The organism is Streptomyces sp. CC224B, from assembly GCF_030010595.1.
In the GTDB taxonomy this organism is placed as follows: domain Bacteria; phylum Actinomycetota; class Actinomycetes; order Streptomycetales; family Streptomycetaceae; genus Streptomyces; species Streptomyces longispororuber.
This window is the reverse complement of sequence record NZ_JASCXL010000080.1, coordinates 1-14,028: the sequence shown is the minus strand read 5'-3', so window position 1 is coordinate 14,028 and position 14,028 is coordinate 1. Positions and strand designations below refer to the sequence as shown.

Below are 14,028 nucleotides of genomic sequence, written 5' to 3'. Positions count from 1 at the left end.
GTCGGTGGCGTGTCGTGCGGATGGAGCCGGAAGGCGACCGGTCGCGGGGACATCCGCCCGTACCCGCGGCGCCCGGTCGGCACGACCCTAGGTGGCCGGAAAGCGACGCTGAAGTGTACGTTTCCTCCACCCTCCGAGCCGGAGATGGAGGAACCATCCATCGTGTCGTCCGCCGAGCCACCCCCGCCGCCCGCCGCCGGGGCCACACCGCCGCCCCCGCCGCCCGCCGCCGGGGCCGTCTCACCGGCCCCGCCCACCCCCGCCGTCCCCCTCACCGCCCTCCTCGCCCACGAGGAGCTGGGCCTGCGCCGGATCGCGGGCCCGGACGCGGCGGGGACCGCCGTGCACTGGGTGCACACCTCGGAGATGAGCGACCCGTACCCGTACCTGCTCGGGGGTGAGCTGCTGCTCACGGCCGGGGTGCACGTACCGGACGGGGCGCAGGCGGGTCCGCATCTGGACGCGTACGTGTCCCGCATCGTCGCGGCGGGCGGCGCCGCTCTCGGGTTCGGGGTCGCGCCCGTGCACGCGGCGGTGCCGCCCGCGCTGGTGGCGGCCTGCGACCGGTACGGGCTGCCGCTGCTCGAGGTGCCGCCCCGGACCACGTTCAGCGGGGTCGCGCGCGCCGTGTGGCAGCTCATGGCGGAGGCCAGGCACACCGAGCTGCGCCGCGTCGCTCAGGCGCAGCAGGGGCTCGCGGCCGCCGCGGCCCGGCCCGACCCGGTGCCCGCGCTGCTGCGGCAGCTCGCGACGCGCCTCGGCGGGTACGCGGCCCTGCACGCCGCCGACGGCACCCCCGCCCAGAGCGCGGGCACCCCGCCGGGCGAGGCCGCGCGGGCCGCCCTGGCCCGGCTCGCCGGAGTGGTGCTGCACCCCGCCGGGCCCCGCCCCGCGCCCGCCCCCGCCTCCGGCACCGACACCGTCGCGGGCACCCATCTGGCCGCCTACGCGCTCGCCGGGCCGCAGGGTCTGGCCCTGGGCGTGGCGACCCGGCGCCGCGAGCCGGGCGACCACACCGTCGCCCAGGTCGCCGCCGTGCTGCTTTCGCTGCTCACCGCGCCCCTCCAGGGCGCCACCGAGGCGGCCCGCTCCGCCGCCCTGGTCCGGCTGCTGCTCGGAGCGGCCCCGCAGGCGGTGGCGCCCCTCCTCGGCGCCGGGCCCTGGCGGGTGGTCCACGCGCGGGCGCAGCGCGCCGCCCCCGACGGCACCGCGCCGACGGCGGCGTCCCTCGCGGCGGCCCTGGGCAGCACGCTGGTGGACCCGGGCCGGGACGGCGACGGGGGCGGCAGCGGTGAGGACGGGGGCGGGGGCGAGAGCGAGGGCGAGGGGGCCGGCGCGCGGGACACCACCCTCCTCGTCCCCGCCGACCGCGAGGTCACCCCGCAGCGCGGCTGGACCCTCGGGGTCTCCGCCCCAGCCGGGGCCGACGCGCTCGTCGCCGCCGACGCGCAGGCCGCGCGGGCGCTGCGCCGGGCCGCCGCCACCCGCGCCCCCCTCGTACGGCACCACGGGACCGGCCTCGCCGCGCTCGTCGCGCCCGCCGAGGCCGACGCCCACGCGCGGGCGCTGCTCGCCCCGCTCGGCGGCAGCACGCCGCTCACCGAGACCCTGCGCACCTGGCTGTCCCTGCACGGCAGTTGGGACCGCACGGCCGCCGCCCTGGCCGTGCACCGCAACACCGTCCGCCAGCGCGTCGCGCGCTGCGCCGCCCTGCTGGACGCCGACCTGGACGACCCGGACGTCCGCATGGAGCTGTGGTTCGCCCTGACCCGGCCCGGCTGAGCGACAACGCCCAGGGTCGGCGCCCCGAGGGGGCGGGGAACCGCGCGCCGGACTCCGACGGAGCCGAGCCGGACCGACGGCACAATGGACCCATGCCGATACCGACCCGCGCAGCGCTCGTAGACCACCTCGTCCGCACCCGCATTGCGGGCAGCGTGGCGACACCCCGCGAGAACAACCTCTCCCACTACCGCAAGCTCGCGAACGGCGACCGGCACTACTGGCTCGGCCTGGAACTCGGCGACCGCTGGAGCGACGAGCAGGACGTGCTCGCCGTGATGGCCGAGCGCTGCGGCGTCATCGACGACCCCGGGCACCGGCAGGGCCAGGACACCATCGACCCGGAGCTGACGGTCGACGCCCTGGAGCGGATGGCGGGCCGCCTGCGCAAGGCCGCCGACGCCAGGGAGCGGGTGCTGTTCGCGACCGGGCACCCCGGCGGGCTGCTCGACGTGCACCGCGCGACGGCCGCCGCGCTGCGCGCCGCGGGCTGCGAGATCGTGGTCGTCCCGGACGGCCTGACGGCGGACGAGGGCTTCGTCTTCCAGTTCGCGGACGTGGCGGTCCTGGAGCGGGGCGCCACGCTGTGGCACACCCACTCCCCCGAGCCGATGAACGTCGTCCTTGACGGGCTGCTGCGCGCCGAGCGCCCGCTGCCCGACCTGGTCGTCGCCGACCACGGCTGGGCGGGCCGCGCGGGCCAGCGCGGCATCGACGCCGTCGGCTACGCGGACTGCAACGACCCGGCCCTGTTCATCGGCGAGGCCGAGGGCACGGTCCAGGTGACGGTCCCCCTGGACGACCACGTGACCAGCCCGCGGTACTACGACCCGCTGACGGCCTACCTCCTGGGAGCGGCGGGGCTCGCCGGGGACAGGTGAGCCCGCCCGGCCGCCGACGACGGCCCGGGGCCGCGGTCAGCGGGGCCCGGGCGTGGGGTCCAGGTACACGCGCCGGACCGCGGGGAAGCGCTCCCGGACCCGCCGGGCGATGCGGTCGCAGGCCTGCTCGACCTCGGCGGCCGTGGACACGTCCCGGAAGTTCACCTTCGCCGCGACGAGCGCCTCGTCGGGCCCCTGGAGCAGGGTGGTCAGCTCCAGGACGTCCACCACGTGCGGGTCGGCGAGCAGCTCGGCCCGCACCCGTTCCCGTACGGGGCGCGGCAGGGGCCGCCCGATGAGCAGGTCCGCGTTGGCGCGCCCGAGGACCCAGGCCACGTACACGAGCAGGACGCCGATGGTGAGCGACGCGACGCCGTCCCAGACGCCCGAGCCGGTGAGCTGGCCGCCGAGCAGGCCGCCCGCGGCGAGCACGAGGCCCGCGAGTGCGGCCGAGTCCTCCATGACGACCGCCTTCACCGCGGTGTCGGGCGTGTGCCGCAGATAGCGCCCGACCCGTACGTCGAAGCGGGCCGCCGCGCCGCGCGCCTGCTTGAGGCCGGTGCGCAGGGAGTAGCCCTCCAGGAGGAAGGCGACCCCGAGGACGACGTACGACAGGAGCGGGTCGCCGGGCTCGTGGCCGTGCGTGAGGGTGTGGACGCCGTCGTACACGGCGAAGACGCCGCCGCCGACGAACGTGGCGACGGAGGCGAGCAGCGCCCAGACGTAGCGCGCGCCGCCGTAGCCGAGGGGGTGGTCCTCGTCGGCGGGCCGCTCGGCGCTCTTCAGCGAGACGAGCAGCATGAGTTCGGTGACGGTGTCGGCCACGGAGTGCGCCGCCTCGGAGAGCATCGCGCTGGAGCCGCTGACCGCGCCGGCCACGGCCTTGGCGGCGGCGATCCCGAGGTTGGCGAGCGCGGCGACGACGACCGTGACGGTGCTCTCGCCGCCCGCCGCGGCGCCGTCGCCCTCCGCCGTACGTGTTGAGGTTTCACCCATGTCGGGGGAGTATGCCGGATTCGTCGGCGGTCCGGCGGGCCGGGGGCTCGGTGGTCCGGCGGTCCGGGGTCCGGAGGTCCGGAGGTCCAGTGGTCCGGCGGTCCTCAGTCCCGGGGCACCCGGACGACGCCCTCCTGGATGACGGTGACGGCGAGCCGCCCGTCCCGGGTCCAGATCCGCGCCTGGCCGAGGCCGCGGCCGCCGCCGGACGTCGGGGACTCCTGGTCGTACAGGAGCCACTCGTCGGCCCGGAACGGCCGGTGGAACCACATGGCGTGGTCCAGCGAGGCGCCCACCACGTCCCCGACGGCCCAGCCGCCGCGCCCGTGCGCCAGCAGCACGGAGTCGAGCAGCGTCATGTCGGAGACGTACGTGGCCAGGCAGACGTGCAGCAGCGAGCCCGCGTCCTCCCCGTCGAGCTTGCCGGCGGTGCGGAACCAGACCTGGGAGCGGGGCTCGCGGGGGCGGCCCGCGGTGGCCCAGGGCGGTGCCTCGGCGTAGCGCAGGTCGACGGCGGCGCGCGCCTCGACCAGCCGGGCGGCGACGTCCGGCGGCAGGTCGCGCGGCAGCGCCTCGGCGGCCGTGGGCAGCGTCTCCGGGTCGGGCGCGGCCGGCATCCGGACCTGGTGCTCCAGGCCCTCCTCGTACGCCTGGAACGACGCCGACAGGTGGAAGACCGCCTGTCCGTGCTGCACGGCGACGACGCGGCGCGTGGTGAAGGAGCGCCCGTCGCGGATGCGGTCCACGGTGTAGACGATGGGCGCGCCGGGGTCGCCGGGGCGCAGGAAGTACGCGTGCAGGGAGTGGGCCGGGCGGTCGCCGGGCACGGTGCGGCCCGCGGCGACCAGCGCCTGGGCCGCGACCTGCCCGCCGAAGACGCGCGGCACGAGCGCCGGGCGGGACGCGCCCCGGAAGATGTCCTCCTCGATCCGCTCCAGGTCGAGCAGGTCCAGGAGGGCGTCGAGGGCGGCGTGTTCCGTGCTCATGCGCGGTGCTACAGCCCCATCGACTTCGCGATGATCATCTTCATGACCTCGCTGGTGCCGCCGTAGATGCGGTTGACGCGGTTGTCGGCGTACAGGCGGGCGATGGGGTACTCGTTCATGAAGCCGTAGCCGCCGTGGAGCTGGAGGCAGCGGTCGATGACGCGGTGCGCGGCCTCGGTGCAGAACAGCTTCGCGGACGCGGCCTCGGCCGGGGTCAGCTCGCCCGCGTCCAGGGCCTCCAGGGCGCGGTCGGCGACGGCCTCGGCGGCGTCCACCTCGGCCTGGCAGGCGGCGAGTTCGAACTTGGTGTTCTGGAAGGCGGCGACGGGCTTGCCGAAGACCGTGCGCTCCTGGACGTACTCCTTGGCGAACCGGACGGCGGCCTTGGCCTGCGCGTAGGCGCCGAAGGCGATGCCCCAGCGCTCGGAGGCGAGGTTGTGGCCGAGGTAGGCGAAGCCCTTGTTCTCCTCGCCGAGCAGGTCCTCGACGGGGACCTTGACGTCGGTGAAGGCCAGCTCGGCGGTGTCGGAGACCTTCAGGCCGAGCTTGTCGAGCTTGCGGCCGACGGAGTAGCCCTCGGACTTCGTGTCCACGGCGAACAGGGAGATGCCGAAGCGGCGGTCGTCCTCGCGCGGGGCGGAGGTGCGGGCGCAGACGATCACGCGGTCGGCGTGCACGCCGCCGGTGATGAAGGTCTTGGCACCGTTGAGGACGTAGTGCGTGCCGTCCTCGGAGAGCCTGGCGGTGGTCTTCATGCCCGCGACGTCGGAGCCGGTGCCCGGCTCGGTCATGGCGAGCGCCCACATCTCCTCGCCGGTGACGAACTTCGGCAGGAAGCGCTTCTTCTGCTCGTCGGTGGCGAGCATCTGGAGGTACGGCAGGCCGAGCAGCACGTGGACGCCGGAGCCGCCGAAGGTGACGCCCGCGCGGGCGGTCTCCTCGTACATGACCGCCTCGAACTTGTGCGAGTCGATGCCGGCGCCGCCGTACTCCTCCTCGACGCGGATGCCGAAGACCCCCAGCTCGCCCAGCTTGCGGTAGAAGTCGCGGGGCGCCTGGCCGGCCGCGTACCACTCGTCGTACACGGGGACGACCTCGGCCTCGATGAAGGCCCGGATGGTCTCCCGGAACGCCTCGTGGTCCTCGTTGAAGACGGTACGCCGCACGGTTTGGCTCCCTGGGTCACGGATCCGACTAAGCGCTTGCTCAGGGGCTGAGGTTACCCGTGGGTTTCGGGTGCCGTCCAGAGCGGGGTGGCTTCGGTGCGGGTTTTCGTGGCCTTCGGCCTTTCTCGTCCTCAAGCGCCGGACGGGCTGGGACTGCCCTCCGCCGGCGGTCGGGTGCGGGTTCCTCCTCGCGACCTTCGGCCTTCCTCGTCCTCAAACGCCGGACGGGCTGAGACGTCTCCTCCGCCGCCGGTCGGGTGCGGGTCTTCGCCCTCAAACGCCGGACGGGCTGGGACTGCCCTCCGCTGCCGGTCGGGTGCGGGTCTTCGCCCTCAGGCGCCGGGCGGGCTGAAATCCCCGCCCTCTCGCGCGGCGGAGTTCGCCGCCGCGGCCAGGGCTCCGCGGCTGAGGCGGTGGAGGAGGTGGGCCGTGGCGTCGCGGTCGGGGAGGGTGCCGGGGCGGGAGAGGTGGGGGGTGGAGTTGAGGAGGCCGAAGACCGCGTGCACGGAGGCGCGGGCCTCCGCCTCGGCGAGGGCGGGGTAGACCTCGCGGACGGCGGCCACCCACAGCTCGACGTACTGGCGCTGGAGCTGGCGCACTTTCTTGCGGTCGGTGTCCCGCAGGCGGTCCAGCTCGCGGTCGTGCAGGGTGATCAGGGAGCGGTCGTCGAGGGCGAAGTCGATGTGCCCCTCGATGAGCGCGTCGAGGGTGGCCTCGGGCGCCCCCGCCGTCTCCGCCACGCGGCGCCTGCCCCCGGTGAGCAACTGCTCGCTGATGCCGACGAGCAGCTCGGCGAGCATCGCGTCCTTGCCCGCGAAGTGCCGGTACAGGCCCGGCCCGCTGATGCCGACGGCCGCCCCTATCTCGTCCACGCCCACGCCGTGGAAGCCGCGCTCGGCGAAGAGCCGGGCGGCTTCCTTGAGGATCTGCTCGCGGCGGGTGGGGGCGTCGGTCCTGGTGGCCATGGCAGCAATTCTAGACAGGGCGGTTAGCGGTCGTTAACCTGGTGGCCACACGTTAACGCTCACTAACCCGGGGAGCTCAGCGGATGCAACAGGCACCAGTCCTCACGAGCGCGGCGGATCCCGCCTCGGACGCCTGGCGGGCCAACGAGGCGGCGCACCGCGCGCTGGCCGAGGAGCTGCGCGGCAAGCTCGCCGCGGCCCGTCTCGGCGGCGGCGAGAAGGCCCGCGCGCGCCACACCGCGCGCGGCAAGCTGCTGCCGCGCGACCGCGTGGACGCCCTGCTCGACCCCGGCTCGCCCTTCCTGGAGGTCGCGCCGCTGGCCGCCGACGGGATGTACGACGGGCAGGCCCCGGCCGCCGGGGTCATCGCGGGCGTCGGCCGGGTCAGCGGCCGCGAGTGCGTGGTCGTCGCCAACGACGCCACCGTCAAGGGCGGCACGTACTACCCGATGACGGTCAAGAAGCACCTGCGGGCCCAGGAGATCGCCCTGGAGAACCGCCTGCCGTGCGTGTACCTGGTCGACTCCGGCGGCGCCTTCCTGCCGATGCAGGACGAGGTCTTCCCCGACCGCGACCACTTCGGCCGGATCTTCTACAACCAGGCGCGGATGTCCGGCGCGGGCATCCCGCAGATCGCGGCGGTGCTCGGCTCCTGCACGGCCGGCGGCGCGTACGTCCCGGCGATGAGCGACGAGGCCGTGATCGTCCGCGGCCAGGGCACGATCTTCCTGGGCGGCCCGCCGCTGGTGAAGGCCGCCACCGGCGAGGTCGTGACCGCCGAGGAGCTGGGCGGCGGCGAGGTCCACGCCCGGGTCTCGGGCGTCACCGACCACCTCGCCGAGGACGACCCGCACGCGCTGCGCATCGTGCGCACGATCGTCTCCACGCTGCCCGCGCGCGGGGCGCCGCCCTGGGAGGTGCGGCCGGTCGAGGAGCCGAAGGCCGACCCGCTCGGCCTGTACGGCGCGGTGCCGGTGGACTCCCGTACGCCGTACGACGTGCGGGAGGTCATCGCGCGCGTGGTCGACGGCTCCCGCTTCGCGGAGTTCAAGGCGGAGTTCGGGCAGACCCTGGTCACCGGCTTCGCGCACATCCACGGCCACCCGGTGGGGATCGTCGCCAACAACGGCATCCTGTTCTCGGAGTCCGCCCAGAAGGGCGCGCACTTCATCGAGCTGTGCGACCAGCGCGGCATCCCGCTGGTGTTCCTGCAGAACATCTCCGGCTTCATGGTGGGCCGGGACTACGAGGCCGGCGGCATCGCCAAGCACGGCGCCAAGATGGTCACCGCCGTGGCCTGCACGCGCGTGCCGAAGCTGACCGTCGTGGTCGGCGGCAGCTACGGCGCGGGCAACTACTCCATGTGCGGCCGGGCCTACTCGCCCCGCTTCCTGTGGATGTGGCCGAACGCCAAGATCTCCGTCATGGGCGGCGAGCAGGCCGCGTCCGTCCTCGCCACGGTCAAGCGCGACCAGTTGGAGGCGCGCGGCGAGGAGTGGTCCGCCGAGGACGAGGAGGCCTTCAAGGCCCCGGTCCGCGCGCAGTACGAACAGCAGGGCAACGCCTACTACGCCACGGCGCGGCTGTGGGACGACGGCGTCATCGACCCGCTGGAGACCCGCCAGGTCCTCGGCCTGGCCCTGACCGCCTGCTCGGGGGCGCCCCTGGGCGACCGCGGCTTCGGCGTCTTCCGGATGTGAGGGGAACGGACGCGATGAGCATGTTCGACACAGTCCTTGTGGCCAACCGGGGCGAGATCGCCGTCCGCGTCATCCGCACGCTGCGCCGTCTCGGCGTGCGCTCGGTGGCCGTCTTCTCCGACGCCGACGCCGAGGCCCGGCACGTGCGCGAGGCCGACACGGCGGTGCGGCTCGGCCCGGCGCCCGCCGCCGAGAGCTATCTGTCCGTGGAGCGGCTCCTCGCCGCCGCCGCGGTCTCCGGCGCCCAGGCCGTCCACCCCGGCTACGGCTTCCTCGCGGAGAACGCCGCCTTCGCCCAGGCCTGCGCGGACGCCGGCCTGGTCTTCATCGGGCCGCCCGCCGCCGCGATCGACCTGATGGGCGACAAGATCCGCGCCAAGGAGACGGTGCGCGCGGCCGGGGTGCCGGTGGTGCCCGGCTCCTCGGGCAGCGGCCTCACCGACGCCCAACTGACCGAGGCCGCCCAGGAGATCGGCACCCCGGTGCTCCTGAAGCCGTCCGCGGGCGGCGGCGGCAAGGGCATGCGCCTGGTGCGGGACGCCGCGCTGCTCGGCGAGGAGATCGCCGCCGCCCGGCGCGAGGCGCGTGCCTCCTTCGGCGACGACACGCTGCTCGTGGAGCGCTGGGTCGACCGCCCGCGGCACATCGAGATCCAGGTCCTCGCCGACGGCCACGGCACCGTCGTCCACCTCGGCGAGCGCGAGTGCTCCCTCCAGCGCCGCCACCAGAAGATCATCGAGGAGGCGCCCAGCGTCCTGCTCGACGAGGCCACCCGCGCCGCGATGGGCGCCGCCGCCGTGGACGCCGCCCGCTCCTGCGGCTACGTCGGCGCCGGCACGGTCGAGTTCATCGTCCCGGGCGGCGACCCGTCGTCGTACTACTTCATGGAGATGAACACCCGCCTCCAGGTCGAGCACCCGGTGACCGAGCTGATCACCGGCCTGGACCTGGTGGAGTGGCAGCTCCGGGTCGCCTCCGGGGAGCCGCTGCCCTTCGCGCAGGAGGACGTGCGCCTGACCGGGCACGCGGTGGAGGCGCGCATCTGCGCCGAGACGGTGTCTTTCAAAGAGGGCGCCCGCGGGTTCCTGCCCTCCGGCGGCACGGTCCTGGCCCTGCGCGAGCCCTCCGGCGACGGGGTGCGCACCGACTCCGGCCTCAGCGAGGGCACGGAGGTCGGGAGCCTGTACGACCCGATGCTCTCCAAGGTCGTCGCGTACGGCCCCGACCGGGCGACGGCGCTGCGCAAGCTGCGGGCGGCCCTCGCGGAGACGGTGATCCTCGGCGTGCCGACGAACACCGGCTTCCTGCGGCGGCTGCTCGCCCACCCGGCGGTGGTGGCCGGGGAGCTGGACACGGGCCTCGTGGAGCGCGAGGCCGAGGCGCTGCTCGACACGGACGTCCCGGCGGAGGTGTACGAGGCCGCCGCGCGGGCCCGGGTGACGGCCCCCGCGCGGGACGGGAGCACCTGGACCGACCCGTTCTCCGTGCCCAGCGGCTGGCGCCTGGGCGGCGAACCCGCCTGGACGGTGCACCACCTGCGGGTGCCGGGGCACGACCCGGTGTCGGTACGGACCCGCCTCGCCGCCGACGGCACGGTCGAGGTCGACGGCGAGGGGGCCCGCGGGTCCGGCCCCGTCACCCCCTTCCACCGCGCCGGCGACTGGCTCGGCCGGGACGGCGACGCCTGGGAGGTCCGCGACCACGACCCGGTGGAGGCCGCGCTGACCGGCGCGGCCCACGCGGGCGCGGACGCGCTGACCGCGCCGATGCCCGGCACCGTCACCGTCGTCAAGGTCGCCGCGGGCGACCGGGTGACGGCGGGCCAGAGCCTCGTCGTGGTGGAGGCGATGAAGATGGAGCACGTCGTCTCCGCCCCGCACGCGGGCACCGTCACCGAGCTGGACGTCACCCCGGGCACCACGGTCGCCATGGACCAGGTCCTCGCCGTGGTGGTCCCCGACGAGTCCGTGGAGGACGAGGCATGAGCGATGCGACGACCGGCCTGCCCATGGCCGTCCCCGCGCCGGGGCTGCCGCCGCGCGTGCGGATCCACGAGGTCGGCCCCCGGGACGGCCTGCAGAACGAGAAGACGGCCGTCCCCACGGAGGTGAAGGCGGAGTTCATCCGCCGCCTGGCCGGCGCCGGGCTCACCACCGTCGAGGCCACCAGCTTCGTGCACCCCACGTGGGTGCCCCAACTGGCCGACGCGGAGCGGTTGTTCCCCCAGGTGCGGGACCTGGAGGGCGTGCACCTGCCGGTCCTCGTGCCGAACGAGCGCGGCCTGGACCGGGCGCTCGCGCTCGGTGCCCGCCGCCTCGCCGTGTTCGCCAGCGCCACCGAGTCCTTCGCCAAGGCCAACCTGAACCGCACGGTCGACGAGGCGCTCGCCATGTTCGAGCCGGTGGTGGCCCGGGCGAAGGCCGCCGACGCCGGACCGGCGCACGTACGGGGCTACCTGTCGATGTGCTTCGGCGACCCGTGGGAGGGCCCGGTGCCGATCCCCCAGGTCGTCCGCGTCTGCCGGGCCCTGCTCGACCTGGGCTGCGACGAGCTGAGCCTCGGCGACACCATCGGCGTCGCCACGCCCGGCCACGTCCAGGCCCTGCTCACCGCCCTGAACGACCAGGGGGTGCCCACCGACCGCATCGGCGTGCACTTCCACGACACGTACGGCCAGGCCCTGGCCAACACCCTCGCCGCGCTCCAGCACGGCGTGACCACCGTGGACGCCTCCGCGGGCGGCCTCGGCGGCTGCCCGTACGCGAAGAGCGCCACCGGGAACCTCGCCACCGAGGACCTCGTGTGGATGCTGCACGGCCTCGGCATCGAGACCGGGGTCGACCTCGGCCGTCTCACCGCCACGAGCGGGTGGATGGCCGCCCAGCTGGGCCGACCGAGCCCGTCGCGCACCGTGCGCGCCCTCTCCCACCAGGAGCCGTGAGAACGATGGACCACCACCTGTCCCCCGAGCACGACGAACTCCGCCGCACCGTGGAGGAGTTCGCCAACGACGTGGTCGCCCCGAAGATCGGCGACTACTACGAGCGGCACGAGTTCCCCTACGAGATCGTGCGCGAGATGGGCCGCATGGGCCTGTTCGGCCTGCCGTTCCCGGAGGAGTACGGCGGCATGGGCGGCGACTACCTGGCGCTCGGCATCGCCCTGGAGGAGCTGGCGCGCGTCGACTCGTCCGTGGCCATCACCCTGGAGGCGGGCGTCTCGCTCGGCGCCATGCCGCTGCACCTGTTCGGCACCGAGGAGCAGAAGCGGGAGTGGCTGCCGCGGCTGTGCGCCGGGGAGGTCCTCGGCGCGTTCGGCCTCACCGAGCCGGACGGCGGCTCGGACGCGGGCGGCACGCGCACCACGGCCCGCCTGGACGAGGCCACGGACGAATGGGTGATCAACGGCACCAAGTGCTTCATCACCAACTCCGGCACCGACATCACCGCCCTGGTCACGGTCACCGCCGTCACCGGCCGCACCGCCGAGGGCAAGCCGCTGATCTCCTCGATCATCGTGCCGTCGGGCACGCCCGGCTTCACCGTGGCCGCCCCGTACTCGAAGGTCGGCTGGAACGCGTCGGACACCCGCGAGCTGTCCTTCACCGACGTCCGCGTCCCCAAGGCCAACCTCGTCGGCGAACCCGGCCGCGGCTACGCCCAGTTCCTGCGCATCCTCGACGAGGGCCGCATCGCCATCGCGGCGCTCGCGACCGGGCTCGCCCAGGGCTGCGTCGACCAGTCCGTGAAGTACGCCAAGGAGCGGCACGCCTTCGGGCGGCCCATCGGCTCCAACCAGGCCATCCAGTTCAAGATCGCCGACATGGAGATGAAGGCGCACACGGCCCGGCTCGCCTGGCGGGACGCGGCGTCGCGGCTTGTCTCCGGGGAGCCGTTCAAGAAGGAGGCGGCGCTCGCCAAGTTGTACTCGTCGACGGTCGCCGTCGACAACGCGCGCGAGGCGACCCAGATCCACGGCGGCTACGGCTTCATGAACGAGTACCCGGTGGCCCGGATGTGGCGGGACTCCAAGATCCTGGAGATCGGCGAGGGCACGAGCGAGGTGCAGCGCATGCTGATCGCCCGAGAGCTCGGCCTCACGAGCTGAGGCCCGGCGCCGCTTCCCCCACCCACCCCCCCTTCACCAGCGCGGCGCGCCCGGCCGAAAGGGGCGACTTTCAGCCCGCCCGGCGTTTGAGGGCGAGGCGCGGAGCGCCGACAACGGGGGAAAGGGGCGGAGCCCCAGACGAGTGCAGAGGGGGCAGCCGGGGCCGGACGCCGGGGAAGGGGCGGGCGGGTGGGGGAGCTCAGGGAAGGTTAGGTTAGCCTAAGCACGTTTTCCGGCCAACGCCGCCCGAGGCGCCCCCGTACGAAAGCTGAGACCCCCATGCCCCGACTCCCCCAGCCCACCCGCCGCGGCCTCCTCGCCGCGGGCGGCGCCCTCGGCCTCACCGCCGTCCTCGCCGCCTGCGGCGACGAGAAGGGCGACAAGAACGGCAGCGGCACCAAGGGCGGCGGCTCCGGCAAGGAGGGCGGCCCCTGGTCCTTCGAGGACGACCGCGGCACGACGGCGAAGAAGGACTCCACGCCCAAGAACATCGTGGCGTTCACGGGCGTCGCCGCCGCGCTGTACGACTACGGCATCGAGGTCAAGGGCGTCTTCGGCCCCACAAAGACCAAGGACGGCAAGCCGGACGTCCAGGCCGGCGACATGGACATCAGCAAGGTGACCATCCTGGGCAACGCCTGGGACCAGTTCAGCATCGAGAAGTACGTGGGCCTCCAGCCCGACGTGCTGGTCTCCACGATGTTCGACGACAAGGGCACCCTCTGGTACGTCCCCGAGGCGTCCAAGGACAAGATCCTCAAGCTCGCCCCGAGCGTCGGCATCTCGGTCTACGACCGCCAGATGACCAAGCCCCTGGAGCGCCTGCTGGCCCTCGCCGAGTCGCTCGGCGCCGACGTGAAGGCCGACAAGGTCGTCTCGGCGAAGAAGCGCTTCGAGGCCGCGGCCGAGCGGCTGCGCAAGGCCGCGAAGGCCCGCCCGGAGATCAAGGTCCTGGTCGGCTCCGCGAGCGCCGACATCTTCTACGTCTCCGGCTCGAACCTCTCCGCCGACCTGGAGTACTTCAAGTCCCTCGGCGTGAACCTCGTCGAGCCGCCCGCGAAGGCCCTGAAGGAGAGCGGGGGCTGGTTCGAGAACCTGTCCTGGGAGAACGTCGACAAGTACGAGGCCGACGTCATCATGATGGACAACCGCACGTCGGCGCTCCAGCCGGAGGGCCTCGCCGAGCAGAAGCCGACGTGGGGCAAGCTGCCCGCCGTCAAGGCCGGGCAGGTCATCCCGCGCGTGACCGAGCCGATCTTCTCGTACGCCAAGTGCGCCCCCATCCTGGAGGACCTGGCGAAGGCCATCGAGAAGGCGAAGAAGGTCTCCTGACCCCGCGCCACCCGCCACACCGGACGGGGGGGGGGGGGGCCCCGCGCCCGCCGCGGCGCGCGGGGGGCGGGGGGGGCGGGGGCGGCCGGCCCGCGGGCGGCCGGGGGGGGGCG

Annotated in this window: 11 protein-coding genes; 7 read left to right on the top strand and 4 right to left on the bottom strand. The window is 74.4% G+C overall.

Annotated elements, in window-relative coordinates; genetic code table 11:
* Positions 1-144 precede the first annotated feature (144 nt).
* Both QK440_RS28070 and QK440_RS28065 read left to right on the top strand, forming a co-directional pair.
* Positions 145-1,782, top strand: coding sequence for a PucR family transcriptional regulator (locus QK440_RS28070; RefSeq protein WP_282796011.1), 1,638 nt, complete (start codon positions 145-147; stop codon positions 1,780-1,782).
* Positions 1,783-1,874: 92 nt separating this feature from the next.
* Positions 1,875-2,663 carry a phosphatase gene (locus QK440_RS28065; RefSeq protein WP_282796010.1) on the top strand — a complete coding sequence of 263 codons (789 nt, stop codon included), beginning with the start codon at positions 1,875-1,877 and terminating at the stop codon, positions 2,661-2,663.
* Positions 2,664-2,699: 36 nt separating this feature from the next.
* Here QK440_RS28065 and QK440_RS28060 read toward each other — a convergent pair whose 3' ends face one another.
* The 4 genes from QK440_RS28060 to QK440_RS28045 all read right to left on the bottom strand — a co-directional run bounded on the left by QK440_RS28060 (position 2,700) and on the right by QK440_RS28045 (position 6,776).
* The gene (locus QK440_RS28060; protein WP_282796009.1) at positions 2,700-3,659 is read right to left on the bottom strand and encodes a cation diffusion facilitator family transporter; all 960 of its coding nucleotides are present in this window, start codon (positions 3,657-3,659) and stop codon (positions 2,700-2,702) included.
* A gap of 104 nt (positions 3,660-3,763) precedes the next feature.
* Entirely contained in the window at positions 3,764-4,645 is an 882-nt protein-coding gene (locus QK440_RS28055) for an acyl-CoA thioesterase II (RefSeq protein WP_282796008.1), read from the bottom strand.
* Between the two features lie 8 nt (positions 4,646-4,653).
* Complete coding sequence (locus QK440_RS28050; RefSeq protein ID WP_282796007.1) at positions 4,654-5,811, bottom strand: acyl-CoA dehydrogenase family protein; 1,158 nt, start codon at positions 5,809-5,811, stop codon at positions 4,654-4,656.
* Between the two features lie 332 nt (positions 5,812-6,143).
* The gene (locus tag QK440_RS28045; RefSeq protein WP_282796006.1) at positions 6,144-6,776 is read right to left on the bottom strand and encodes a TetR/AcrR family transcriptional regulator; all 633 of its coding nucleotides are present in this window, start codon (positions 6,774-6,776) and stop codon (positions 6,144-6,146) included.
* Between the two features lie 83 nt (positions 6,777-6,859).
* Here QK440_RS28045 and QK440_RS28040 point away from each other — a divergent pair, with 83 nt between their 5' ends.
* The 5 genes from QK440_RS28040 (at position 6,860) to QK440_RS28020 (ending at position 13,915) form a co-directional block, all read left to right on the top strand.
* Positions 6,860-8,476 (top strand): carboxyl transferase domain-containing protein, encoded by a 1,617-nt coding sequence (locus tag QK440_RS28040; RefSeq protein WP_282796005.1) that lies wholly within the window; start codon positions 6,860-6,862, stop codon positions 8,474-8,476.
* Positions 8,477-8,490: 14 nt separating this feature from the next.
* Positions 8,491-10,461, top strand: coding sequence for a biotin carboxylase N-terminal domain-containing protein (locus tag QK440_RS28035; protein ID WP_282796004.1), 1,971 nt, complete (start codon positions 8,491-8,493; stop codon positions 10,459-10,461).
* On the top strand, positions 10,458-11,417 hold the full coding sequence (locus tag QK440_RS28030) for a hydroxymethylglutaryl-CoA lyase (protein WP_282796003.1): 960 nt from the start codon (positions 10,458-10,460) through the stop codon (positions 11,415-11,417). Before QK440_RS28035 ends, QK440_RS28030 begins: the two co-directional genes overlap by 4 nt.
* A gap of 5 nt (positions 11,418-11,422) precedes the next feature.
* Complete coding sequence (locus QK440_RS28025; RefSeq protein ID WP_282796035.1) at positions 11,423-12,583, top strand: acyl-CoA dehydrogenase family protein; 1,161 nt, start codon at positions 11,423-11,425, stop codon at positions 12,581-12,583.
* Positions 12,584-12,862: 279 nt separating this feature from the next.
* A complete protein-coding gene (locus tag QK440_RS28020; RefSeq protein ID WP_282796002.1) occupies positions 12,863-13,915 on the top strand; it encodes an ABC transporter substrate-binding protein in 1,053 nt (350 codons plus the stop codon).
* Positions 13,916-14,028: the final 113 nt, after the last annotated feature.

Bases quoted from the DNA above. Each gene is read 5' to 3' on its own strand.
- QK440_RS28070 (WP_282796011.1), top strand. From the start codon at position 145: ATGGAGGAACCATCCATCGTGTCGTCCGCCGAGCCACCCCCGCCGCCC.
- QK440_RS28065 (WP_282796010.1), top strand. From the start codon at position 1,875: ATGCCGATACCGACCCGCGCAGCGCTCGTAGACCACCTCGTCCGCACC.
- QK440_RS28060 (WP_282796009.1), bottom strand. From the start codon at position 3,659: ATGGGTGAAACCTCAACACGTACGGCGGAGGGCGACGGCGCCGCGGCG.
- QK440_RS28055 (WP_282796008.1), bottom strand. From the start codon at position 4,645: ATGAGCACGGAACACGCCGCCCTCGACGCCCTCCTGGACCTGCTCGAC.
- QK440_RS28045 (WP_282796006.1), bottom strand. From the start codon at position 6,776: ATGGCCACCAGGACCGACGCCCCCACCCGCCGCGAGCAGATCCTCAAG.
- QK440_RS28040 (WP_282796005.1), top strand. From the start codon at position 6,860: ATGCAACAGGCACCAGTCCTCACGAGCGCGGCGGATCCCGCCTCGGAC.
- QK440_RS28035 (WP_282796004.1), top strand. From the start codon at position 8,491: ATGAGCATGTTCGACACAGTCCTTGTGGCCAACCGGGGCGAGATCGCC.
- QK440_RS28030 (WP_282796003.1), top strand. From the start codon at position 10,458: ATGAGCGATGCGACGACCGGCCTGCCCATGGCCGTCCCCGCGCCGGGG.
- QK440_RS28025 (WP_282796035.1), top strand. From the start codon at position 11,423: ATGGACCACCACCTGTCCCCCGAGCACGACGAACTCCGCCGCACCGTG.
- QK440_RS28020 (WP_282796002.1), top strand. From the start codon at position 12,863: ATGCCCCGACTCCCCCAGCCCACCCGCCGCGGCCTCCTCGCCGCGGGC.